Source organism: Limimaricola variabilis (assembly GCF_034371605.1).
Classification (GTDB): domain Bacteria; phylum Pseudomonadota; class Alphaproteobacteria; order Rhodobacterales; family Rhodobacteraceae; genus Limimaricola; species Limimaricola variabilis.
In genome coordinates, this window is sequence record NZ_CP139691.1 from 1117299 (window position 1) to 1137269 (window position 19971).

Here is a 19971-nt window from a genome sequence, read left to right on the forward strand (position 1 = left end):
TCGGGGGTCTGCGGACCCGCCCGGCCGTTGCCGAGCATCATTGGGGGCGCGCCGCACCCGCGCCGACCACCCCCTGAGGCATAATGTTGCAGCCTTGAGCGCCGGAAATCGTCACGGATGTCTGGCCGTTGCCGCGCGTCTCCGCAATAGTGCGCGCCATGTCGCTATTCCTCATAGTCCTCCTCCCGTTCCTCGGCGCGCTGCTGCCCGGCCTGATGATCCGGGCCGGTCGCCAGGCCTGCTACACCGCCACCTTGCTGGTCACGGCCACGGCCGCGATCGGGTTGCTCACGCATCTGCCCGCCGTGCTGCGCGGCGAGACGCCCACCGCGCGGCTCGCCTGGTTGCCGGGCCTCGGGCTCGACGTGAACCTGTTCCTCGATCCGCTCGGGTTCATGTTCGCGGGGCTGATCCTCGGGATCGGCCTGCTGATCATCGCCTATGCGCGCCATTACCTGTCGCGCGACGACAATATGGGCGAGTTCTTCAGCTACCTGCTGCTGTTCCAGGGTGCGATGGTCGGCATCGTCCTGTCCGACAACATCCTGCTTCTACTGATCTTCTGGGAGCTGACCTCGCTGTCCTCCTTCCTGCTGATCGGCTTCTGGAAGCACCTGCCCGAAGGGCGCCAGGGCGCGCGGATGGCACTCGCCGTCACCGGCATGGGCGGGCTGGCGCTGATCGGCGGCATGCTGATGCTGGGCGGGATCGTCGGCAGCTATGATCTGAGCGTCATCCTCGAACAGCGTGACGTGGTGCAGGCCTCGCCGCTCTACGTTCCGGCCTTGCTACTGATTCTGCTGGGCTGCTTCACAAAGTCGGCGCAGTTCCCGTTCCACTTCTGGCTGCCGCACGCGATGGCCGCGCCCACCCCGGTTTCGGCCTACCTGCATTCGGCGACCATGGTGAAGGCGGGGCTGTTCTTGATGGCGCGGCTCTGGCCGGTGCTGGCGGGCACGCCGGAATGGACCTGGCTCGTCGCCAGCGCAGGCCTCGTGACCATGGTGCTCGGCGCCTTCATCGCGATTTTCAAGCACGACCTGAAGGCGCTCTTGGCCTTCTCGACCGTCTCGCATCTCGGCCTGATTACCTTTCTTCTGGGCACCGGCACCGCCTTCGGGGCGATGGCGGCTGTGTTCCACATCCTCAACCATGCCAGCTTCAAGGCCGCGCTCTTCATGAGCGCCGGCATCGTCGATCACGAGGCGCATACCCGCGACATGCGACGGCTGGGCGGGCTGCGGCGCCTGATGCCGATCACCTTCGCCATCGCCACGCTGGCGGGCCTGTCGATGGCCGGCATCCCGCTGCTGAACGGCTTCCTGTCGAAGGAGATGATGCTCGAGGAGGCCGCCCATACGACCCTGTTCGGCATGCCGATGCTGGTCACGGTGGTGGCGACGCTCGGCGCGCTGTTCTCGGCGGCCTACTCCTTCCGTCTGATCGCCCACACCTTCTTCGGTGCGGAGCGCGACGACTACCCCGCGCATCCGCATGATCCGAAGCCGGGCATGTGGCTGCCGCCCGCGCTGCTCATCATCCCCGTGGTGGTGATCGGCCTGTTCCCGGCCCTGGCCGAGCCCTTCGTCAAGCTCGTCACCGGGGCGGTGATCGGCACCGCCGCCGAACTGCCCGACGCGCATCTCAAGATCTGGCATGGCCTGACCCCGGCGCTGCTGATGTCGGCGATCGCGGTGGTCGGCGGCGCGCTGCTGCTGTCGGTCTTTGCGCCGCTGTCGCGGATCTGGGAAGCCGCGCCACGCCCCGAGGCCAAGGACATCTTCGACCGGCTCATCGCGGCCTGCGTCGGGCTGGCACGGCCCATCACGCGCGGGCTGCATGACGGCACCTTCACCCGCTACGCGGCGATCATGGTGCTGACGGTGGTGGCGGTAGGCGCGCATGCCTGGTTCTCGGGCACGACCGGCGCCGAAATCCGGCGGCCGCTGCTGCCCGTCACCCCGGTCGCCATCGCCGCATGGGCGATGCTGATCGCGGCCACCGGCTTTCTCGTCGCGGCCCATCGCAACCGTCTCGCGGTGCTGATGCTGATGGGGATCATCGGCCTGATGGTCTCGGTCGGCTTCAACCACTTCTCGGCCCCCGACCTCGCGCTCACGCAGATCTCGGTCGAGGTGGTGACGATCATTCTGCTGCTTCTGGCGCTCAACTTCCTGCCCAACACCACGCCCAACGAATCCGGTGCGGCGCGGCGCACCCGTGACGCGATCATCGCCGGCGCGGGCGGTGTCGCGGCGGCAGGGCTGATCTGGAGCATCCTGTCGACCGAATTTCCGATCGCGCCGATCTCGGACTACCACCTCGCCAACTCCTACAAGGGCGGCGGCGGCGACAACGTGGTCAACGTGATCCTCGTCGACTTCCGGGGCTTCGACACCTTCGGCGAGATCATCGTGCTCGGCATCGCCGCGCTGGTGATCTACGCGCTGACCGAGACGCTGCTCTCGGGCAAGGTGCGCCGCAAGCTGCTGAACCGTGGCCATGAAGAGGCCCGCGCAGGCGACGCGCATCCGCTGATGATGGTGGTGCTGACGCGGGTGATGATGCCGGTGATCCTGATGGTCGGGGTCTACATCTTCCTGCGGGGGCACAACTCGCCCGGCGGCGGCTTCGTCGCGGGCCTCGTCGTGGCGATCGCGGTGGTGACGCAGTACATGGCCTCGGGCTTCGCATGGGCCGCGCGCCGCCAGCGCTACCCCTATCACGGCATCATCGGCGCGGGCGTCCTCGTCGCCGGCCTCACCGGCATCGGCGCCTGGCTCGTGGGTCAGCCCTTCCTGACATCGGCCTTCGGATACTTCCGGATCCCGCCGATGGAGGAGTTCGAGCTGGCCACGGCGATGGGCTTCGATCTCGGCGTGTTCCTCGCCGTGGTCGGTGCAGTGATGCTGTCGCTCGAAAGTTTCTCGCGTCTGGGCTACAGGGCGGGCACGGAAACCTCCGACCACGCGATGGACATCGACCCCTCGCGCGACGCGGAGCTGGCCCCGGCCGCCGGCGGACAAGAGAAGGGTATTTGACATGGAACTCCTGATCGCGTCGGCCGTCGGTGTGCTGACGGCCGCGGGCATCTACATGGTGCTGCGCCTGCGGACATTTCCGGTGATCATCGGCACCTCGCTGCTGAGCTACGCCGTCAACGTCTTTCTCTTTGCCTCCGGGCGGCTCGCCATGGACGCGCCGCCGGTGCTGCGCGACGGGGCGGAGCGCTATACCGACCCGCTGCCGCAGGCCTTGGTGCTGACCGCCATCGTCATCTCCTTCGGGATGACCGCGGTGGTGGTGATCATCGCGCTGGGCTCGTGGCTTTCGGCCGATGACGACCTCGTCGACCGGCCCGCAGAACCGCGGGAGACCGCCCAATGAGCCACTGGATCATCACCCCCGTCGTGTTGCCTGCCATGCTGGCGGCGATCCTCGTGCTGATGGTGCGCGAGCACATTGTGGTGCAGCGCGCGCTGTCGATGGCCGGGGCGCTGGCACTGACGGTGATCTCGGCCGGCCTGTTCTGGCAGGCCTCCGATGGCACGATCACCCTCTACCAGCTCGGCAACTGGCCTGCGCCCTTCGGCATCGTCCTAGTGGCCGACAGGTTGTCGACGCTGATGCTGCTCCTGACCACGGTGCTGGCGCCGCTGGTGCTGCTCTATGCGATGGGCTCGGGCTGGGATCTGCGGGGGCGGCACTTCCATCCGCTGTTCCAGTTCCAGCTGATGGGCATCCTCGGCGCCTTTCTCACCGGCGACGCCTTCAACCTCTTCGTGTTCTTCGAGGTGCTGCTGATCGCCTCCTATGGCTTGATGATCCATTCGGGCGGGCGCCAGCGACTGCGGGCGGGCACGCAATACGTGCTCTACAACCTGCTGGGCTCGACGCTCTTCCTCTTTGCGCTGGGCACGATCTACGCCCAGACCGGCACGCTCAACATGGCCGATCTCGCCGGGCGCGTGGCCGAGCTCGACCCGGCCGCGAGCGCTGGGATCCGGGTCGCGGCGGTGCTGCTCCTGATGGTCTTCGCGATCAAGGCCGCGGTGCTGCCACTGCATTTCTGGCTGCCCGACAGCTATGCCCACGCCCCTGCCCCCGTGGCCGCGCTCTTCGCGATCATGACCAAGGTCGGCGCCTACGGCATCATCCGGGTCTACACGCTGGTCTTCCCGCCGGATCTCGAGATCACGCAGGGGCTGTTCGACGTCTGGCTCATGCCCGCTGCGCTGCTGACGCTCGCGCTCGGCATGATCGGCGTGCTGGGCGCGGCGCGGATCGACCGGCTGGTGGCGTTCTCGGTGATCGGCTCGATGGGCCTGCTGCTGGCCTCGGTTTCGCTTTTCACCCCCGAGGGCATCGCCGCGGCGCTCTACTACGCGATCCATTCGACCCTGGCGACGGCGGCGCTGTTCCTGCTGGTCGACCAGATCCGCGACGGGCGCGGCGCGGCCGGTCCGATGCTGGTGCATGGCCGGCCGATCGCCGGTGGTGCGCTGATTGCGGGAATGTTCTTCGTCGCGGCCATCGCCATGACCGGCCTGCCGCCGCTCTCTGGCTTTCTTGGCAAGCTGCTGATCCTCGACGCGGCGCTGGCCAGCCCGCTCGTATGGTGGGTATGGGCGGTGGTGCTTACCGGGTCGCTGGTCGCGGTGGTCGGCTTCTCGCGGGCCGGATCGCTGATCTTCTGGAAGGCGCATCAGGAGGGGCCGGACATCGGCGAGGCCGATCCGCAGACCGAACCCGAGGTCGAGGACGAGACCGTCCAGCCCGACAGCACCAAGGGTCCGGTCGCGCCGCGCCCTGTGACGCCGATGGTCGCCATTGGCGGGCTGATCGCGCTGCTCGTCGCACTCACGGTTCTGGCCGGACCGGTCAACCGCGCGCTGACGGCAACGGCGGCGCAGCTCTTTGCCCCCGCGCCCTATATCGAGCTGGTGCTGACCACCCCCGGCAAGAAGATCAAGGACGACTCGCATGGCGACGAGGCCTCGTCGCATGACACCGGGGCCGAGGTTGAGGCCGAGACCGGGGAGGACCACTGACATGGCGCTGCAGATGACGCGACGGCTGCTGCCGCACCCGCTCCTGACCACGCTCCTGATCGTGGTCTGGTGCCTCCTGATCAACGACATCACCCTCGGCACGGTGGTGTTCGGGGCGATCCTCGGCCTGCTGATCCCGATGGCCACGCGGGCCTACTGGCCGGACCGGCCGCGGATCCGCAACCCGCTGCGGCTGGTCTCCTATCTGGGTCTGGTGATCTGGGACATCATCGTCGCCAACGTGCAGGTGGCGATGATCGTGCTGTTCAAGCGCAACGCCGACATGGCGCCGAACTGGGTGGTGATCCCGCTCGAACTGCGCACCCCCGAGGCGATCACCATGCTCGCCGGCACCATCACCCTCACCCCCGGCACGGTCAGCGCGGATCTCTCCGCCGATGGCCGCGCCCTGCTGGTCCACGCGCTCGACGCGCCCGATCCGGACGCGGTGCGCGACGACATCAAGTCTCGCTACGAGCGCCGGCTGAAGGAGATCTTCGAATGATCGACACCGCTCTCTACATCGCCACGGGCGCGGTCGGGCTGGCGCAGATCCTCGCCATGATCCGGCTGGTGATCGGCCCGCATACCGGCGACCGCATCCTCGCGCTCGACACCATGGTGATCAACGCCATCGGCCTGATCATCCTTCTCGGGCTGATCTGGGGCACCCAGATCTATTTCGAGAGCGCGCTGATCTTCGCCATGTTGGGCTTCGTCTCGACCGTGGCGCTGGCGCGCTTCGTGCTGCGCGGGGACATCATCGAATGACCGATATTCTGTTTCTCGCCGAGATCCTCGTCGCCGTGCTGCTCATCATCGGCGCCGCCTTCACGCTGATCGGCTCCTATGGCCTGCTCAAGCTCGATCAGCCGATGAAGCGGCTGCACGCCCCGACCAAGGCCTCGACCCTCGGGGTGGGCTCGCTCCTCCTGGCCGCGATGATCCATGCCTTCGCGACCGGCGACGGCTCGTTGCACGAGATGCTGGTGATGGCATTCCTCTTCGTGACCGCGCCGATCTCTGGAAATTTCATCGCCAAGGTGCATCTGCATCGTCAGCGCGGCGGTGCCGAGCTGCCCGCACCGCCCGAGGAAGAGACCTGGGCGACCTACGCCGAGAAGTGAGCCGCCCGGCCTCCGGGCACGAGGAGGCCGACCCTTGACCGAACGTTCCGCATCCCGCCGCGCCGGCCCTATTCTGCACCTGCGCGGCCATGACGCGGCCGGGCTGCGCTTGGCCGCGATCGTCATAAGGCCCGAGCACGAGGCCTGCGGCCCGCTCAGGATCGACGGCAACGACCACCAGCCCCGCCGCATCGCCACGCTCGAAGGTCTCGCAGTCTGGCGCTTCGACTTCCGGCTCGCTCCGGGGGCGCCGGGCTATGAGTTCGAGGGCGAAAGCTTCCCGGTCGAGACCGAGCTTTCGGACAATCTGCGCCTCGGCTTCCTGTCCTGCAACGGCGAGGAGATCGGCGACCTCGACCGCGACCCGGCCGAACGGGACGCGATGTGGGAGCGCATGCGCGCCTTGCACGACGAGCGCCCCTTCGCGGTGCTGATCCAGGGCGGTGACCAGATCTATGCCGACGAGGTGACGCAGGGCCATCCGCTGAGCGATGGCTGGCCCGAGGATCTGCCCCGACGCGCCCCGACCGAGGAGGATCTCGAGGATCTGGCCGCGCATCTGCGCGCCGGCTTCGTGCGGCGCTACATGCGCGGCCTGTCCTCGCCAGCGGTTGCGGCGCTGATGGGACGGGTGCCGACGCTGGCCGTCTGGGACGACCACGACATCTGCGACGGCTGGGGGTCGCTGCCTGAAAAGGCGACCGACAGCGCCGTCGGTCGGACCCTGTTCCGCGTGGCGCGCGAAATGTATCTGTTGTTCCAACACGGCGCGGTCGAGGCCGAGGTCGCCGAGATCTTCGTCGATCCCACGGGCGGCAATCTAGGCTGGGAGCGGACCCTGCCAGGCGTCACGCTGCGCGCGCCTGACCTGCGCTCGGAGCGGCGACGCAGACGGGTGATGGGCGAGGCCGGCTGGAGCCTTCTGGAGCGGCCCGCACCCGAGGCGGAGCGGATGTTCCTCGTCTCCTCGGTGCCGCTCCTCGGCCCGCGCCTGTCGCTGGTCGAGGCGGTGATGTGGGTCTGGCCGGGGATGCAGAAATACGAGGACGACCTGCGCGACCAATGGCAAAGCCGGGCGCATCGGGAGGATTGGAAACGGGCGCTGCGCGCCGTGATCGGGCTGCGCGAGGCAGGGCCGGTGACGGCGCTTTCGGGCGAAATCCACCTCGCCACCCGGGCCGAGATGGCCGCCGCCCCCGGCCCGGTCCATCAGCTGGTCGCCTCCGGAATCGCGCACCGTGCCCCGCCCAAGGGTTATGCGCGCGGTCTGGGCTGGCTCGGCAGCCTCGGCGAAGGGCCGCTCTCGGGCCATCCGATCCGGATCCTGCCGCTGCCCGGCATGCGGCGGCGCTATGTGGCCGAGCGCAATTTCTTGGTGCTGGAACGCACGGGCGGAGCCTGGTCGGCGGTATGGCAGCTTGAGGAGAGCGGCCCGACACCGCCACTGGCGATCTAGGCCAGCGGCAGTTCGACCGCGGCCCAGAGCCCGCCCTCAGACCGGTTCGACAGCCGGATCTCGCCGCCATGGGCGCGGATGATGCCGCGCGCGATCGACAGGCCGAGCCCCGCCCCGCCGGTGTCGAGGCTGCGGCTTTCCTCGCCCCGCACGAAAGGCTCGAACATCTCGGACAGCCGGTCCTCGGGAATGCCGGGGCCGTCATCCTCGACGGTGATCCGCGCCATGCCCTGCCCCCGCGCCAGCGTCACCCGCGCCGTGTCGCCATAGCGCAGCGCATTGTCGACGAGGTTGCCGATCGCGCGCGAAAGCGCGACGCGCCGGCCGCGGACCTGCAGCGGGCCTTTCCCCTCGCACTGCGCGCCGCGTTCCGCGCAGAGATCGCGCAGCAGCTCGTTCAGGTCGATCTCGGTCGCGGCCTCGGAATCGTGGCCGGAGCGGGCGAAGCTCACCAGTCCCTCGGCCATCACCGCCATCTCGTCGAGGGTCCGGATCATCGGCGCCCCCTCCTCTTCGTCGAGCATCTCGGCGCGGATCCGCAGGCTGGTAATTGGGGTGCGCAGGTCGTGACCGACGGCGGCGAGGGTACGGGTCCGCTCGGCGTCGAACCGGGCGATCCGGGCCTGCATGTCGTTGAAGGCCACGGCGGCGGCCCGCATCTCCCGGGCGCCGCGTTCCGGCACGCGGGCGCTGCGGTCGCCGCGACCGGCGGCGCGCGCGGCCTCCGCCAGTGCGCCGAGCGGCCGGGTGAGCTGGCGCACGAACCACAGCCCCACCGCCAGCACCGCCAGCAGCGACAGGCCCAGCACCAGCAGAAGCACCTCTTCCTGAACCCCATCGGGCGGGCGCATCGTGGCCGCTGTCACGTTGAGCCAGCCCCCGCCCTCCAGCGCGATCGAGACGGCGGTGACGCCACCCCGCGCCGGTCGCCAGTTCGGCACCGGCGAATGGGCGCCCCGGTCACGCAGTGCCACCCGGGTCTCGCGCCCCTCCAGCGCCTGCCCGAGCCGCGCCTGCAACGCCGCAGCCCGTCCCTCGCGGGCGGGCGTCTCCACCAATGGCTGTGGCGCCACCTCGATCCGGGCCAGTCGGGTCGAGGCCTTGCGTGCCAGTGCGGCGCGCGCCATCGACGGCAGCGCCTCCATCGCCGGGACCAGCGCCACGATCCGCTCGACCTCGCGCGCTGCGCCCGCCTCGCGGTCGAGCCGGTTGCGCTCAAAGGAAAGCAGGCCTACCGCCACGAGATTGGCGGCGAGCAGTGCTCCGGCAAGCAGCAGGGCGAAGCGTGCGGCCAGACCTTTCGGCAGCCACCGGACCGATCTCATTCCAGCACCTCGACATCGGCCGCGAGCAGGTAGCCGCCGCCCCATTCGGTGACGATCAGCCGCGGCTGCTTGGGGTCGTCCTCGATCTTGCGTCGCAGCCGGCTGACCTGATTGTCGATGGCGCGGTCATAGGCCTTGGCTTCCCGCCCGGCCATCAGGTCCAGCAGGCGCACTCGGTCGAGCACGGTGCGGGGCGAGTCGAGCAGCAGGCCGAGAAGCTTGCTCTCGCCGGTGGTGAGATCGGCCATCCGCCCGTCCTCGTGGCTGAGCTTCCGGGTCGTGGGGTCGTGGGTCCAGCCGGCGAAGCGGCGGCGCGTGGCGTCGAGCACGGGCGCGGCGGTCGGTGTGCGGCGCAGCACGGCGCGCACCCGCGCCAGCAATTCGCGCGGGTTGAACGGCTTGGTCACGTAGTCGTCCGCGCCGAGTTCCAGCCCGACGATGCGATCGGTCTCGTCGGCCATGGCGGTGAGCAGGATGACCGGCGGCCCGCCATGCGCCACCAGCCAGCGGCACAGGCTCAGCCCGTCCTCGCCCGGCATCATCACGTCGAGCACCACGAGCGAGATCCGTGCCGACTCGACGATGCCCCGCGCCTCGGCCGCCGAGGCAGCGAGCCGCACCCGGTAGCCCTGCTTCTTTAGGTACTGGCCCAGCGGCTCGCGGATATCACGCGCGTCATCGACGACGAGGATCTGCTCGGCGGTGTCGGTCATGGCGGTCTCCTGCGGCTCGATCGCCCTTGTAGCGGCGGCTGCGGTCCGGTTTCCAGCCTCGGGGCGAGGAAGTTTTGTCGCCAGATGTATTCGGGCCGAGGCCGCTTGCCACGCCGCGCCGCTCTGGCTACACCGGCCGCGGGGCCGGCATAGCTCAGCTGGTAGAGCGTCTGATTTGTAATCAGGGGGTCGGGGGTTCGAGTCCCTCTGCCGGCACCACATCACTGTCGCATACCGCCGCGCGCAGTCGCACGTTTACACCATTCTCCAGTGCTTTAAAGGAATAGTTGTCGCATGGCGGCGCGCCCCGAGGCAGGGAAGCGCGGGGGCCGTTGGGGGACTAGCTGGGGGACTGAGAGATGCAGCACAAGCTGACGGCGGTAGCGGTGAAGCGCGCGGAGCCCGGCAAGCTCCATGACGGCGGCGGGTTGATGCTTAACAAAACGGGCGACACCGGCAAATGGGTATACCGGTACTCGCACCTCAAACGCCGGCGTGAGATGGGGCTCGGGAGCTGGCCAACCGTCAGCCTTGCAGATGCCAGAGCAGAGCGCGATCGATGGGCTCAGGTCCTCGTCGCCGGGAAAGATCCGATCGATGTTCGTAATGCCCAGCGCGCGGCCGAGCTCGCGGACCGGAGCCGGACTGACCCGACCTTCGCCGAGATGGTGGCCATCGTTTTCGAGGCGAAGCGCGATGGCCTGCGCGGCGGCGGCAAGCGCGGCCGGTGGCTGTCTCCACTTGAGGGATACGTCTTGCCAGTCATCGGGCACATGCGCATGTCGGAGATCGAGCAGACAGATATCCATCGCGCGCTCAAGCCGATCTGGCGAGCGAAACACCCGACCGCGATCAAGGCAGTGAATCGGACCCGGATCGTCTTTCGAGAGGCGAAACTGATGGGGTATGACTGCGAGCCGATGGCCGTCGACCAAGCGCAGTATCGGCTCGGCGAGGTCCTCTACAAGGCGACGCCCATGCCATCGACGCCATGGCAAGAGATGCCGGCCCTCTGGGAGAAGCTTGGCAAGGGAGCCGTCAGCGACCAGTGCCTTCGGTTCATGATCCTGACGCTAGTCCGCCTCGACGGATGCGCGGGCGCCCGCTTCGACGAGATCGAGGGCGGCATCTGGACGGTGCCGGCCGAGCGCATGAAAGGCCGCGAAGGGAAGGTCGAGGATTTCCGAGTGCCCCTATCGGCGGAGGCGATGAAGATCGTCCGCGAGGCGGAGCCATTCGCCGAGAATGGCCTGCTGTTCCACGGCGCCCGCGGGACACCGATATCGGCAACGGCCCTCGAGAAGCGGCTGACACATATCGGCGAGGCCGGGCGGCCGCACGGCTTCCGGTCCTCGTTCCGCAGCTGGGTCCAAGACACTGACGCGGGCAGCTGGGAGGTATCCGAGAAGATCCTCGCCCACACGATTGGGAGCAAGGTAGAGCGCGCCTATGCCCGGTCCGACCTGCTCGACCGGCGCCGGCCGGTGATGGAGGCATGGGCTGACTACGTCACCGGCCGGGCCGCAGCGAATGTGGTGCCGATCCGCGGCAGCGCATAGCCGACACGCGGCACGCCCCGAGGCCGGAGGCGCCGCGCCGTTTGGCCGCCCGACGCCTCCAGGTCGTTCTCAGGCCGCGATCTCGTTGCGCAGGGTGATCGACACCACCACGAGCGGCCCCTCTGGCGCAGGCAGGTTCGCCGCCACGTCTGCAAAGTGCTGGGCCGGCTCGACACCCCCCTCCGGCTCGAACCCCCAGATCAGCGACGCGATAACGGCATCGCGATCGGCCTCGGTCAGCCCAAACGCCTCGAGGTCGAGCCCGGCCACCACCTCGCCCCCGGCAGAGACAAGAGCCGGATCAACGTCCAGCCGCTCCAGCTCCTCTGGCGGCACCGCGCCCGCCGCCGCGAGCGTGGCGATGAAGATCGGCAGCACCCTGCTGCGAGAGCCGTAGTGGGTGACGGTATCGTCAGCTCCCAGAGGCACGGTGTAGCTGTCCGGGCCGTGGCCCAGAGCAGCACCGAGGGCGTTGGCCTTGTCCCAGAGGTCAGCCGGGACGATCAGAATTGCGGAATAGTGGGTCATTGGGTCACCAGCTTTTGCACTGAAATATCATCGAATTTCTGTGTGGCCGTGCCATTGGTATAAAGGCGAAACTGACCGTCGTTCCCTGCAATACCAGCGAAAGTGAACGTGTTTTCTTCTATCCCGTATTTAGCAAGGACTTGCGTCCCACCTAGAAGAACGAAAAATTGAGAACTGCTACTGGAAGGCGAAGTGCGCTTGACCTTCACGATATACGGATCGCCACCGATCAAGTTAATGTTTTGACGGAGATCACCGTTGCCGCTTCCGTCATAAGCGGCTACGCCATCAGCGCCCCAATCGAAGCCAACAGTCGTATCCCACTTGCTCAGATCGCTGTCGAACCCCCCATTCTCAATCAGTTCCACCCCGGACGACACAAGCAGCCCCTTCGCCCCCCGCTCTCGGAAATACTCGGTCAGCTTCGCCCGCTCATACGCATTGAGCGTCTGTGGTGCGTGATACCACGCTACGATGTCGCCAAGTGCCGGGATGATGCCGGGCGTCTTGGGGCTGTCCTTGCCCGAGATGGCGTTGAGCGTCCCACCGGCCGCTACGGAGACGCCGAGGTCGATCCAAGAGCCCTTCCTGCCAAAGATCATCAGGTCGCCGGTCTTGGCGGACGGGTAGACCTGCGGCAGCTTGTCATCCACGCCGTCGAAGCGGAGGTAAGAATAGCTGGGATTCCCGGGCTCGGTGATGTCGAAGCCATTGGCTTTGACCTTCTGGTACTCGCCAGTGCTTTCGCCTTTGGCCAGCATTGCCCCAGATATGACGCAATAAGGGGAGTTTGGCTCAGCCCCGTCCCTCCAAAATGACAGAGACATGTCGCGCTTCTTGATTGCCGTAGCGGTCACGGTGTAGCGAAAAACCCCCGAAGCCAACTCGTCGGTAAAGACGGGTCCGGCTGTAATTTCAAGATAAGAACTCGTCATCACCTGCGAGACTTCGCCTGTCACCGGGTTGATTGAAATCGTCACCCGATGGGACCCGCTGTCACCCAGACTGAAAGAGAACCTTCCCGAGCCATCCCCCCGAACCTGCGTTAAGTTTGTGTCCAAGACGATTGAACCAGTTACTTTCTCACCGGGTTGGGCGACGATTATCCCTTGATCATATATACGCGAAGCGCCTTGATCTGATTGCTCTACCTGACCCCATTCGGTAAACCCCGATTTTTCTTGATATACTGGGAAGATCTGAGCCCCTGCAGTCTGGACCCAAGAGCCTACGGCTTCGCTGAACTTGACTAAGTTTCGCCGCTCTTTCGGAGCCCGCCCCAACACTGGCTGAAGCGAAGTCGAGGGCTGATCGGCGTGGATGCCGGAGATTTCGCGGACGGAGACAAAATCGAAGACCCCCAGAGACCCATCGCCATCGCCATTGATCCCCAAGAGGCCGTTTTTTCCGGCACGTCCGATTACCCGACCCGAAAGGGGCGTGCCCGCATTGAAACCGCCGGGGAAAAGTCCCCCGCCGCCGTCAATACGGAAAGTCGTGGAACCGGAAAAGGTTTGGGTCGAGATCCACTCGACAACATACCAATTCCCATTAACGACGGGGCAAAGACCAATTGTTTCTTGCGGGTCGGGGGATTGACGATACACCCGATCCGTCAATCCGTCCCCGGCCACAAGAAGATCGCCATTCGTGACAAGTTCCGGCCCCAGTTCCAGCGCATTGACGTCCAGAAGCATCCGCACGTTATCGCCGGGCAGAGCCCCGATGCCGCCTGCATCTTTATAGATCGTCGGTAGATTGGTCATGTCAGGCTCCTGAAACGTCCATCAGCGCCGCGCCGGGGATCAGTCCGGCCGGCGCGAAGGGATGGGGGAAATGGTGGTGAGAAGCGTTCATCAATGGCGCAGCGGCCAGCCATCCGTGCGGATCGAGCGCGCGAATGCGGGCGCTCAGGAACAGCCCGGCGCCGGCGCGGCGCCCTCGCCTGCCGATAAGGTACATCAGAGCGCCTCGCGCCAGATCGCAGCCTCGGCGCCGGTCTCGCAACGGCAATAGACCGTATCGCCCGCGTTGAACGGATATACCTGCCCCGGGCGAAGCAGCACTCCGCCACGCGCCGTGCCGGATAGGGCTTTGCGCGATAGACGCACGGCAACGGCGCTGTCGTTCTGCCAGTCCTCATCCGAGCCGAGAGTAACGCCGGCGGACCATGTCGGGGATGCGTTGATATATGCCATGTCTGTCTCCTGCGACTTGACCGGATACTAGGCTGACGCGCCGCCCGTGCCCTCTGGCGGCTCCCCCGCGACCAAGCACCGATAGCCCGAGGAATTGAGGCGGTGCGTCACACGGGTGATGAGCCATGGCCCGTCGACATAGGACCGGAACTCGGTCAGCATCACGCGGCCCTCGGCGACGAGGTCGGGATTGCCGGGCAGGTCCAGATCGACCGACCGAATGGCACGCGCGGCGCGGCGATACTCGGCATCCGCCGCCGCCTGCGCCGCCGCCTGAGAGGGGTATCGGTGCCGAAGCCGCCTCACTGGTTCGCCCGATCCGGCGGTGACTTCGGCCGCATCACCCGCGTCCCGATCCCCCCAGGTCGCCACGACCTGCCCGACCCTCTCGAGGTTCCGCCCAGCGCGCCAACTCGAGACATCGCTGGGAACGAGCGGGATCACCGGCATCGGCTTGCCGCCGACCGCGAGGCTCTCGCCACGCTTGGCGACCACGATTTGCCCGTCGCCCGGCTTCACCAGAGCATCGAGGTCCCTCGAGATGCGGGAAAGCAGATGGATGTCCGACTCGTCGACCTGATCGAGATGCGGCAGCGGGATGGATGCGAGGCTTTCGGAAACCGCGGGTTTGAGCCCATGCTCGGAGGCGATGGTCGATACCAGCGTGCCGAGCGTCGTGCCGTCCGGCCATGAGCGGGACCGTTGCTCGGTCAGCGCCGACTTCCCACCGGAGCTCGGGCCGAACGGCGCCGCGACGGCGGTGATCGTCATCTCATCGGGCGGACCGCCGATCTCAACCCGGTCGGCGACGAACATCCCCATGTAGCGGACCGCCGCGCCATAGCCGAGCCACAGCTTCATTTCCGCGCCGACTGGCGGCTCCTGCAGCCGAGCAAAGAGCTCGGTGTCGGAAAGCCGAACCTGAAGCCGGTCCGACTCGACGCCCGCCGCATCGATCAGGGAGAGGTCGACGAGCCGCGGCGCAAAGCGCCCGGTCACGTCCTGCCCGTCGACCGTCAGCCGGAAGCGCGGAAGCCACTTCATCCCCAGAGCCTGACAGTTTCCGCCTGCGACGGGCCGGGTTCCGCCGGGAGCGTGATGAGCACGCCGGCAGGCAGGATCGGTCCGTAGTCCGCAAGCCCGGGGTTCGCCTCGAGCACGCGCTCGACGAGGCGGCCGTCTTGGCGGCCGTAGTGGCCCCACACCACGCGATCGACCACATCCCCCTCAGAGGAACGATAGGATTTGACGCCAGCCGCCATCATACCTCCGAAGTCTCAGGTCGAACTCTTGCCGCTGCGGCGCACCGCCCGCGGCGAACACCCGCTGTCCCTCTCGCACCGCTTCGATGATCCACAGGCCCAGCACCGACCCGGTGCCCGAGATCAGCGGCAGCGGAATGCCAAGCGATGCCTGCAGCCGCATCCGGTCGAGCTGCCCCAGCCCGCCCTTATGGAAGGGATAGATCACGCCGCGCAGGTCGATCGTTTCCGCCCGCGTCCCGGTGAACTGCAGCGCGTCGTGAGCACCTACCCGCTCCTGCGAAGCCCATCGGTACTCGGCCTCGCGGGAGAGCTCCTGGTAGGCGGCGGTGCCGATCGAGAATTGGTAGGCGCCGAGTTGCAGCATTGGCTCGCTCATGCCAGCGCCCCTCCGTATTGGCCGAAGTCATGCACCCCGTCATAGAGCCCGCCATTCGTCGCATTGCGGCGGCGCCGTTCGAACTCGTCGACCAGCTGCTGCACCGACATACCCTTGGCGTCGATATGGATGTTTTGCGTCACGTTCACGGGCGCGGCCGCCGGGCGTGGCTCGGCGCGGGCCGGCTGGGCGACGGGCGCCGCGAGCTCTGGTAACCCGGAGGCGACCGAGGACACCACATCGCGAGCGCGCGCGGTGAACGCATCGAGCGCCCTCGGCAGGCCGGCAATGGCGCGCGCCAGCACCTCGCCGGGCGTGGCCGCCGGACGCGGCTCGTTGCGCGCCGGGCGCGTGACGGGAGAGGCCGCATCGGCGCGCTGTGCCAGATCGGCGATCCGCTTGGTCTCCCGCGCCGTCGCCACGAAGCCGGAGCGGTTCTCGAACTTGAGCTCCGGCCCCTTCTCGCCGGTCAGGGTCCAGCCGGGCCGGAAATTGCCGCCGACCGCGCGCTGCTGGAGCTCGGTCTCCGGGCGGCTGACGGGTCGACCTGGCGCCGGGCGGCTGGCAGGTCGGACGGGCGCAGGCGGCGTCGGCGCAAACGCCGGTGCCGGAGGTTCCGCCGCAAGCGGAGCCGCCTCACCCTCGTCGCCGTGCCACCAATCGCGCGCGCCCTCATAGGCCCGCATGGCACCGCCGATGATTGGCGTGTTCCGCAACCCCTCCTCGGTGGCCCTGCGGTTGCGCTCGATCATCGAGCCGACTTCTTCGGGCGTGTCGGGGATCTGCAGAGCAGCAATCCCAAGGTTTGCCGCCAAGAGCGCACCGCGGATATTGAGAGCGCGGCGCATCCGGGCACCGGCCGCCTCGGCGGCGGCGGCGGAGGCATTGACCTCGGTGGTGATCGTCTGGCGGAGCGCCCCGAAAGCCCGGCCGGCCATGGCGGTCACGCCCACCAGTCCAAGCACGGCCGCGCCGAGGCGCCCCACGCTGAACACCAGCGCCCCGATCCTGAACGCGACCTTGGCCCCGAGCGCGGTCCCGACGATGATCCCGAAATTCTCCCAGCCGCCGACCATTTCGGCGACCTTGGCCGTCACGGCGCCGACCTGCGTCGCCACCCAGCCGAGGCCGGAGGCGAGCTCGGCTGCGATCGGCACTGCCGCGCCGAGCCTATCGGCGAAGGCCGTCGCGAAAGCGTCCACCTCTTCGCGGTTTTCGACGAGGTAGTCGGATATCCGCGACATCGAGTCGGACACCACCGGCATCACGGCGGTGCCGATGATGTTCCGCAGGCCGGTGAAGCCGCCGGTCAGACGCTGGAGCTCGGCTCGGAACCGCGCCGACGCCTCGATGGTATCGGCATCGAGGATGCGCCCCATGCGCTCGGCCTCGTCGCCCAAGCGCCGCGCCTCGGCGCCATTGTTGCGCAGCAGAGGGATCAGCGCCGTCGCGTCAGAAGCCATGGCCTCCAAGTAGAAGGTCATCTGCGCCTGCGAGAGGTTCGCCTTTTCCAGAGACGAGATGTAGAGTTGCAGCGCTTCCGGGCCGCTCAAGCCCTTGAAGTGCTTCGCGGTGACGCCGACTTTCGGGCCGATGTTCTCGAAGAAGTCGGCCATGGGGCCGCCGCCGGTTTCGACGAAGTCGCCGATCCGGTCGTTCACGTCCTTCAGGATGTCGCCCAGCTTGTCCTGCTCGATGCCGACCGTCTCGGCCGCGGCCGCAAGCCGCTGAAACTCGGTCGTTCCGGCATTGGCGACCTCGGACGCCAGCTGCACGTCGCGCGCCGCTGCGGCCGTCGAGGACGCCACACCGAACACGGCCGCGCCAACGGCACCGAGGGCGATGCCGGCATTGCGAGCGACCCGGCCGACCTCTCCGACCGTGCTGCGGAATTCCTCGCCAACCCGGGCGGAGGCGACGGCTACGCGCTCATATCGCTCCTGCTTTCGGCGCAGCCCGTCCAGTGTCCGGCCGAGCTCCTCGTACTCGCGATCGAGCGCCTCAACCGACCGCCCCTCTCGCTCCAGCACCTTGCGCTGCTTGGAGAGCTCGCGCTGCCGGTCGGTGACCTCCCTGATTTCGGAAGCCACACCCTCGAGGCCGCCGCGCAGGCCGCCGATGGCGCGCCCCACGGACTTGTTGAGCGCGCCTCCGATCGTGACGGTCGCGTTAAGGCGTTGGTTCGCCATCCTTCAGCCCCTCGAGCCACCAGAAAAACCGGGCGGTGCGCATGCCGAGGATCGACGCCTCGCTCCATCCGGTCTGCCGCGCCAAGCGAAGCGCGCCCGCGCGCACCGCGTCAGGCTTCAGCCATAAAAAAAACCGAGCGCGACCTGCAGCCGGGCATAGTCGCGCATCTTCACGTGGCGGAGCTCGTCGGGCGTGATCTCGGCGAGGTTTGCCAAAAGAGCGACCTCGCTCTCGGCGGTGCCGTTCTTGCCCGCCTGCGCCGCGAGCTGGTCGGCGAGCGTAGGCTCGCGCAGCTGGAGCTTCTTGACGGTGGCACCCGCGACCTCGATGCCCCGGGCAAGCGTGACGGAGAGGGCGCCGTCCGCCCCCTCGACGATGTAGTCGGGCAGTTTCCGGTCCATGCCTTATCCCCTCAGAGCCCGAGCGCGGCGCGGCGCGCGGCGAGTTGATCCACGCCATTGATGCGGCGCACCATGTTCGGCACGTCGATCTCATGCAGCTGCCGCCCGTCGAGCTCCTCGGCATAGTAGTCGAGGCGCATGGTGACGGTCAGCGGCGCCGTCTGGCCCGGTTGCCAGGTGCCCCGCGCGAGCGAGGTGATCTTGCCGCGCAGACGATGCACTGCAGGCTTGACGGCGCCGTCATGGCTCTCGACCGACCCGCGCGCCGTCGCGTTCAGCGACTGCCCCTCGGCCACGCCCCAAAGCGCGAGCACGTCCGCGTCGTAGGCGGTGAGCACGAAGGACGCCTCCAGCGCCTCCATGCCCATGTCGAGCGCGATCGGCGCGTCCATGCCGCCGGCCCGGAAGTCCTCGGTCGCGATCGTGAGATCGGGGGGCGAGTATTCCGAGACGTTGCCGGCATAGCCCCGGCCGTCCACGAAGAGGTTAAAATTCCGCAGGATATCGCGCGCAGCCATTAGCCCAGAGCCTCCGTGATGTAGTCGTCAACCAGGTGCGAGCGGAAGGTGATGTGCTCGGCCGGATACGGCGGCGTGAACCGCAGATTGAAATAGACCTTGCCCTCTTGGATCGAGGCGGCCGTGTTCAGGTCGGGGTCCGCGTAGCACTCGCCGCCCAGCAAGGCGCCGCGCTCGATGAGCGTGCGGATATAGCCGTTCACGCCGTCAGCGACATCCTCGAGATAGGTCTTGGTGATGTTGCGATCGACGGCCCAGAGATGGGCGCGCTGGATGCTCTCATGCAGCGTGTCCGCGATGCGGCGGACCGACAGGAACTGCCACTTGGGATCGGCGGTCGGCACCCGGTTGCCCCACAGGCGGAAGCCGTCCTGCCGGATGATGGTGGTCACGTCGTTCTCGTTGAGAAGGTTCGCGCGGCTCGCGCTGTCGCCCAGCTTGAAGTCGACGGGCCGCGAGGTGCCCATGATCCCGAAAATGCCCTTGTTCGAGGGCGAGTGCCAGAAGCCGCGATCCGCATCGGTCCGGGCGATGACGCCGGCCACGCGGGCCGAGGCCGGCTCGGAGACAGTGTTGCCGGCGCCGTCGAGGACGGTCACCCACGGATCGACGACATAGACGCGCCCCGAGCTGCCCCAATCGCCCGCATAAGTCTGCGCATCGGCATCGGTGGTGTTCGGGCCATCAGCGACGATGATGGCGCGCAAGCGATTGGCGATGCCCTCGAGCTCGGCCACGACCGGGTTGGCAGCGGCAGTCGGCCGCTGGTGGGTCCAGCCCGGCGCGCAAAGGATCTTCGGAGCGAAGCCGACCACAGCCTCGGCGCCCAGTAGCGCATGCACGCCCTCGAACTGCCCGGTCCCGCCATTGACGCCGCCCACCACGTTGGCGAGCGTCGCGTCCTCGTCCATACCCTCGTCGACCCGCACCACGATGCAGACCGCACCGATCTGGTCGAGGATGCCGTCGAGCGCGGCCGGGAGCGTGCCGCCGCCGGCGCCGTCCGGGTCGAGTTTCGCGGCCTTGGCGCGGGAGCCCGCCACCAGAACCGGCGTGTTCAGGGGGAACTCGGTCGCATCGGCTCCCGGCGCCGTGCCGACGATGCCGATGACGCCAGTGCGGACGGTCCGAATGGGCCGCGCACCGCTGTCGACTTCGAGCACCTCGACGCCATGCAGGAATGTCATGTCTCGCCCTCGCGTTTCGATCGTGTCGCGAGCAGGATGACGAGGCGGCCGGGGCTTTTCCTCTGGCGGTTCCCCCG

General features: G+C 67.6%; 21 protein-coding genes and 1 tRNA gene. 9 read left to right on the top strand and 13 right to left on the bottom strand.

Going from position 1 to position 19971, the window contains the following annotated elements; genetic code table 11:
- Positions 1–158 precede the first annotated feature (158 nt).
- The 7 genes from T8T21_RS05475 to T8T21_RS05505 are packed head-to-tail and all read left to right on the top strand — an operon-like array spanning position 159 to position 7634.
- On the top strand, positions 159–3041 hold the full coding sequence (locus tag T8T21_RS05475; RefSeq protein ID WP_322337110.1) for a monovalent cation/H+ antiporter subunit A: 2883 nt from the start codon (positions 159–161) through the stop codon (positions 3039–3041).
- Position 3042: 1 nt separating this feature from the next.
- Entirely contained in the window at positions 3043–3387 is a 345-nt protein-coding gene (locus T8T21_RS05480) for a Na+/H+ antiporter subunit C (protein ID WP_183469676.1), read from the top strand.
- A complete protein-coding gene (locus T8T21_RS05485) occupies positions 3384–5051 on the top strand; it encodes a monovalent cation/H+ antiporter subunit D (protein WP_322337111.1) in 1668 nt (555 codons plus the stop codon). Before T8T21_RS05480 ends, T8T21_RS05485 begins: the two co-directional genes overlap by 4 nt.
- 13 nt (positions 5052–5064) lie before the next feature.
- Positions 5065–5556: a Na+/H+ antiporter subunit E gene (locus T8T21_RS05490; protein ID WP_322337458.1), complete on the top strand. Its 492-nt coding sequence runs from the start codon at positions 5065–5067 to the stop codon at positions 5554–5556.
- On the top strand, positions 5553–5822 hold the full coding sequence (locus tag T8T21_RS05495) for a K+/H+ antiporter subunit F (RefSeq protein ID WP_183469680.1): 270 nt from the start codon (positions 5553–5555) through the stop codon (positions 5820–5822). The genes T8T21_RS05490 and T8T21_RS05495 overlap by 4 nt, the downstream gene beginning before the upstream one ends.
- Complete coding sequence (locus T8T21_RS05500; protein WP_183469682.1) at positions 5819–6178, top strand: Na+/H+ antiporter subunit G; 360 nt, start codon at positions 5819–5821, stop codon at positions 6176–6178. The genes T8T21_RS05495 and T8T21_RS05500 overlap by 4 nt, the downstream gene beginning before the upstream one ends.
- 34 nt (positions 6179–6212) lie before the next feature.
- Complete coding sequence (locus tag T8T21_RS05505) at positions 6213–7634, top strand: alkaline phosphatase D family protein (protein ID WP_322337112.1); 1422 nt, start codon at positions 6213–6215, stop codon at positions 7632–7634.
- Here T8T21_RS05505 and T8T21_RS05510 read toward each other — a convergent pair.
- Both T8T21_RS05510 and T8T21_RS05515 read right to left on the bottom strand, forming a co-directional pair.
- The gene (locus T8T21_RS05510; RefSeq protein ID WP_322337113.1) at positions 7631–8959 is read right to left on the bottom strand and encodes an ATP-binding protein; all 1329 of its coding nucleotides are present in this window, start codon (positions 8957–8959) and stop codon (positions 7631–7633) included. The two genes, T8T21_RS05505 and T8T21_RS05510, sit on opposite strands and share 4 nt — an antisense overlap.
- Entirely contained in the window at positions 8956–9672 is a 717-nt protein-coding gene (locus T8T21_RS05515) for a response regulator (protein WP_322337114.1), read from the bottom strand. Before T8T21_RS05515 ends, T8T21_RS05510 begins: the two co-directional genes overlap by 4 nt.
- A 143-nt stretch (positions 9673–9815) precedes the next feature.
- Between T8T21_RS05515 and T8T21_RS05520 the strand changes: the two genes are divergently transcribed.
- Both T8T21_RS05520 and T8T21_RS05525 read left to right on the top strand, forming a co-directional pair.
- Positions 9816–9891, top strand: a tRNA-Thr gene (locus T8T21_RS05520).
- Between the two features lie 140 nt (positions 9892–10031).
- A complete protein-coding gene (locus T8T21_RS05525; protein ID WP_322337115.1) occupies positions 10032–11231 on the top strand; it encodes a tyrosine-type recombinase/integrase in 1200 nt (399 codons plus the stop codon).
- A 69-nt stretch (positions 11232–11300) separates the two neighbouring features.
- Here the strand turns inward: T8T21_RS05525 and T8T21_RS05530 are convergent, their stop codons facing one another.
- The 11 genes from T8T21_RS05530 to T8T21_RS05580 form a co-directional block, all read right to left on the bottom strand.
- Positions 11301–11759 carry a hypothetical protein gene (locus T8T21_RS05530; protein ID WP_322337116.1) on the bottom strand — a complete coding sequence of 153 codons (459 nt, stop codon included), beginning with the start codon at positions 11757–11759 and terminating at the stop codon, positions 11301–11303.
- Positions 11756–13525: a hypothetical protein gene (locus tag T8T21_RS05535; protein WP_322337117.1), complete on the bottom strand. Its 1770-nt coding sequence runs from the start codon at positions 13523–13525 to the stop codon at positions 11756–11758. Before T8T21_RS05535 ends, T8T21_RS05530 begins: the two co-directional genes overlap by 4 nt.
- A 1-nt stretch (position 13526) precedes the next feature.
- Positions 13527–13721, bottom strand: coding sequence for a hypothetical protein (locus T8T21_RS05540; protein WP_322337118.1), 195 nt, complete (start codon positions 13719–13721; stop codon positions 13527–13529).
- The gene (locus T8T21_RS05545) at positions 13721–13957 is read right to left on the bottom strand and encodes a hypothetical protein (protein WP_322337119.1); all 237 of its coding nucleotides are present in this window, start codon (positions 13955–13957) and stop codon (positions 13721–13723) included. Before T8T21_RS05545 ends, T8T21_RS05540 begins: the two co-directional genes overlap by 1 nt.
- Before the next feature lie 27 nt (positions 13958–13984).
- Positions 13985–15001 (bottom strand): contractile injection system protein, VgrG/Pvc8 family, encoded by a 1017-nt coding sequence (locus T8T21_RS05550; protein ID WP_322337120.1) that lies wholly within the window; start codon positions 14999–15001, stop codon positions 13985–13987.
- On the bottom strand, positions 14998–15219 hold the full coding sequence (locus T8T21_RS05555) for a tail protein X (RefSeq protein WP_322337121.1): 222 nt from the start codon (positions 15217–15219) through the stop codon (positions 14998–15000). The genes T8T21_RS05550 and T8T21_RS05555 overlap by 4 nt, the downstream gene beginning before the upstream one ends.
- Positions 15185–15598: a phage tail protein gene (locus T8T21_RS05560; protein WP_322337122.1), complete on the bottom strand. Its 414-nt coding sequence runs from the start codon at positions 15596–15598 to the stop codon at positions 15185–15187. The genes T8T21_RS05555 and T8T21_RS05560 overlap by 35 nt, the downstream gene beginning before the upstream one ends.
- Positions 15595–17787 (bottom strand): hypothetical protein, encoded by a 2193-nt coding sequence (locus tag T8T21_RS05565; RefSeq protein ID WP_322337123.1) that lies wholly within the window; start codon positions 17785–17787, stop codon positions 15595–15597. Before T8T21_RS05565 ends, T8T21_RS05560 begins: the two co-directional genes overlap by 4 nt.
- Before the next feature lie 117 nt (positions 17788–17904).
- Positions 17905–18189: a phage tail assembly protein gene (locus tag T8T21_RS05570; RefSeq protein ID WP_322337124.1), complete on the bottom strand. Its 285-nt coding sequence runs from the start codon at positions 18187–18189 to the stop codon at positions 17905–17907.
- Positions 18190–18200: 11 nt separating this feature from the next.
- On the bottom strand, positions 18201–18707 hold the full coding sequence (locus T8T21_RS05575; RefSeq protein ID WP_322337125.1) for a phage major tail tube protein: 507 nt from the start codon (positions 18705–18707) through the stop codon (positions 18201–18203).
- On the bottom strand, positions 18707–19894 hold the full coding sequence (locus T8T21_RS05580) for a phage tail sheath subtilisin-like domain-containing protein (RefSeq protein ID WP_322337126.1): 1188 nt from the start codon (positions 19892–19894) through the stop codon (positions 18707–18709). Before T8T21_RS05580 ends, T8T21_RS05575 begins: the two co-directional genes overlap by 1 nt.
- Positions 19895–19971 lie beyond the last annotated feature (77 nt).

Bases quoted from the DNA above. Each gene is read 5' to 3' on its own strand.
- T8T21_RS05475 (WP_322337110.1), top strand. From the start codon at position 159: ATGTCGCTATTCCTCATAGTCCTCCTCCCGTTCCTCGGCGCGCTGCTG.
- T8T21_RS05480 (WP_183469676.1), top strand. From the start codon at position 3,043: ATGGAACTCCTGATCGCGTCGGCCGTCGGTGTGCTGACGGCCGCGGGC.
- T8T21_RS05485 (WP_322337111.1), top strand. From the start codon at position 3,384: ATGAGCCACTGGATCATCACCCCCGTCGTGTTGCCTGCCATGCTGGCG.
- T8T21_RS05490 (WP_322337458.1), top strand. From the start codon at position 5,065: ATGACGCGACGGCTGCTGCCGCACCCGCTCCTGACCACGCTCCTGATC.
- T8T21_RS05495 (WP_183469680.1), top strand. From the start codon at position 5,553: ATGATCGACACCGCTCTCTACATCGCCACGGGCGCGGTCGGGCTGGCG.
- T8T21_RS05500 (WP_183469682.1), top strand. From the start codon at position 5,819: ATGACCGATATTCTGTTTCTCGCCGAGATCCTCGTCGCCGTGCTGCTC.
- T8T21_RS05510 (WP_322337113.1), bottom strand. From the start codon at position 8,959: ATGAGATCGGTCCGGTGGCTGCCGAAAGGTCTGGCCGCACGCTTCGCC.
- T8T21_RS05515 (WP_322337114.1), bottom strand. From the start codon at position 9,672: ATGACCGACACCGCCGAGCAGATCCTCGTCGTCGATGACGCGCGTGAT.
- T8T21_RS05525 (WP_322337115.1), top strand. From the start codon at position 10,032: ATGCAGCACAAGCTGACGGCGGTAGCGGTGAAGCGCGCGGAGCCCGGC.
- T8T21_RS05530 (WP_322337116.1), bottom strand. From the start codon at position 11,759: ATGACCCACTATTCCGCAATTCTGATCGTCCCGGCTGACCTCTGGGAC.
- T8T21_RS05535 (WP_322337117.1), bottom strand. From the start codon at position 13,525: ATGACCAATCTACCGACGATCTATAAAGATGCAGGCGGCATCGGGGCT.
- T8T21_RS05540 (WP_322337118.1), bottom strand. From the start codon at position 13,721: ATGTACCTTATCGGCAGGCGAGGGCGCCGCGCCGGCGCCGGGCTGTTC.
- T8T21_RS05545 (WP_322337119.1), bottom strand. From the start codon at position 13,957: ATGGCATATATCAACGCATCCCCGACATGGTCCGCCGGCGTTACTCTC.
- T8T21_RS05550 (WP_322337120.1), bottom strand. From the start codon at position 15,001: ATGAAGTGGCTTCCGCGCTTCCGGCTGACGGTCGACGGGCAGGACGTG.
- T8T21_RS05555 (WP_322337121.1), bottom strand. From the start codon at position 15,219: ATGGCGGCTGGCGTCAAATCCTATCGTTCCTCTGAGGGGGATGTGGTC.
- T8T21_RS05560 (WP_322337122.1), bottom strand. From the start codon at position 15,598: ATGAGCGAGCCAATGCTGCAACTCGGCGCCTACCAATTCTCGATCGGC.
- T8T21_RS05565 (WP_322337123.1), bottom strand. From the start codon at position 17,787: ATGGCGAACCAACGCCTTAACGCGACCGTCACGATCGGAGGCGCGCTC.
- T8T21_RS05570 (WP_322337124.1), bottom strand. From the start codon at position 18,189: ATGGACCGGAAACTGCCCGACTACATCGTCGAGGGGGCGGACGGCGCC.
- T8T21_RS05575 (WP_322337125.1), bottom strand. From the start codon at position 18,707: ATGGCTGCGCGCGATATCCTGCGGAATTTTAACCTCTTCGTGGACGGC.
- T8T21_RS05580 (WP_322337126.1), bottom strand. From the start codon at position 19,894: ATGACATTCCTGCATGGCGTCGAGGTGCTCGAAGTCGACAGCGGTGCG.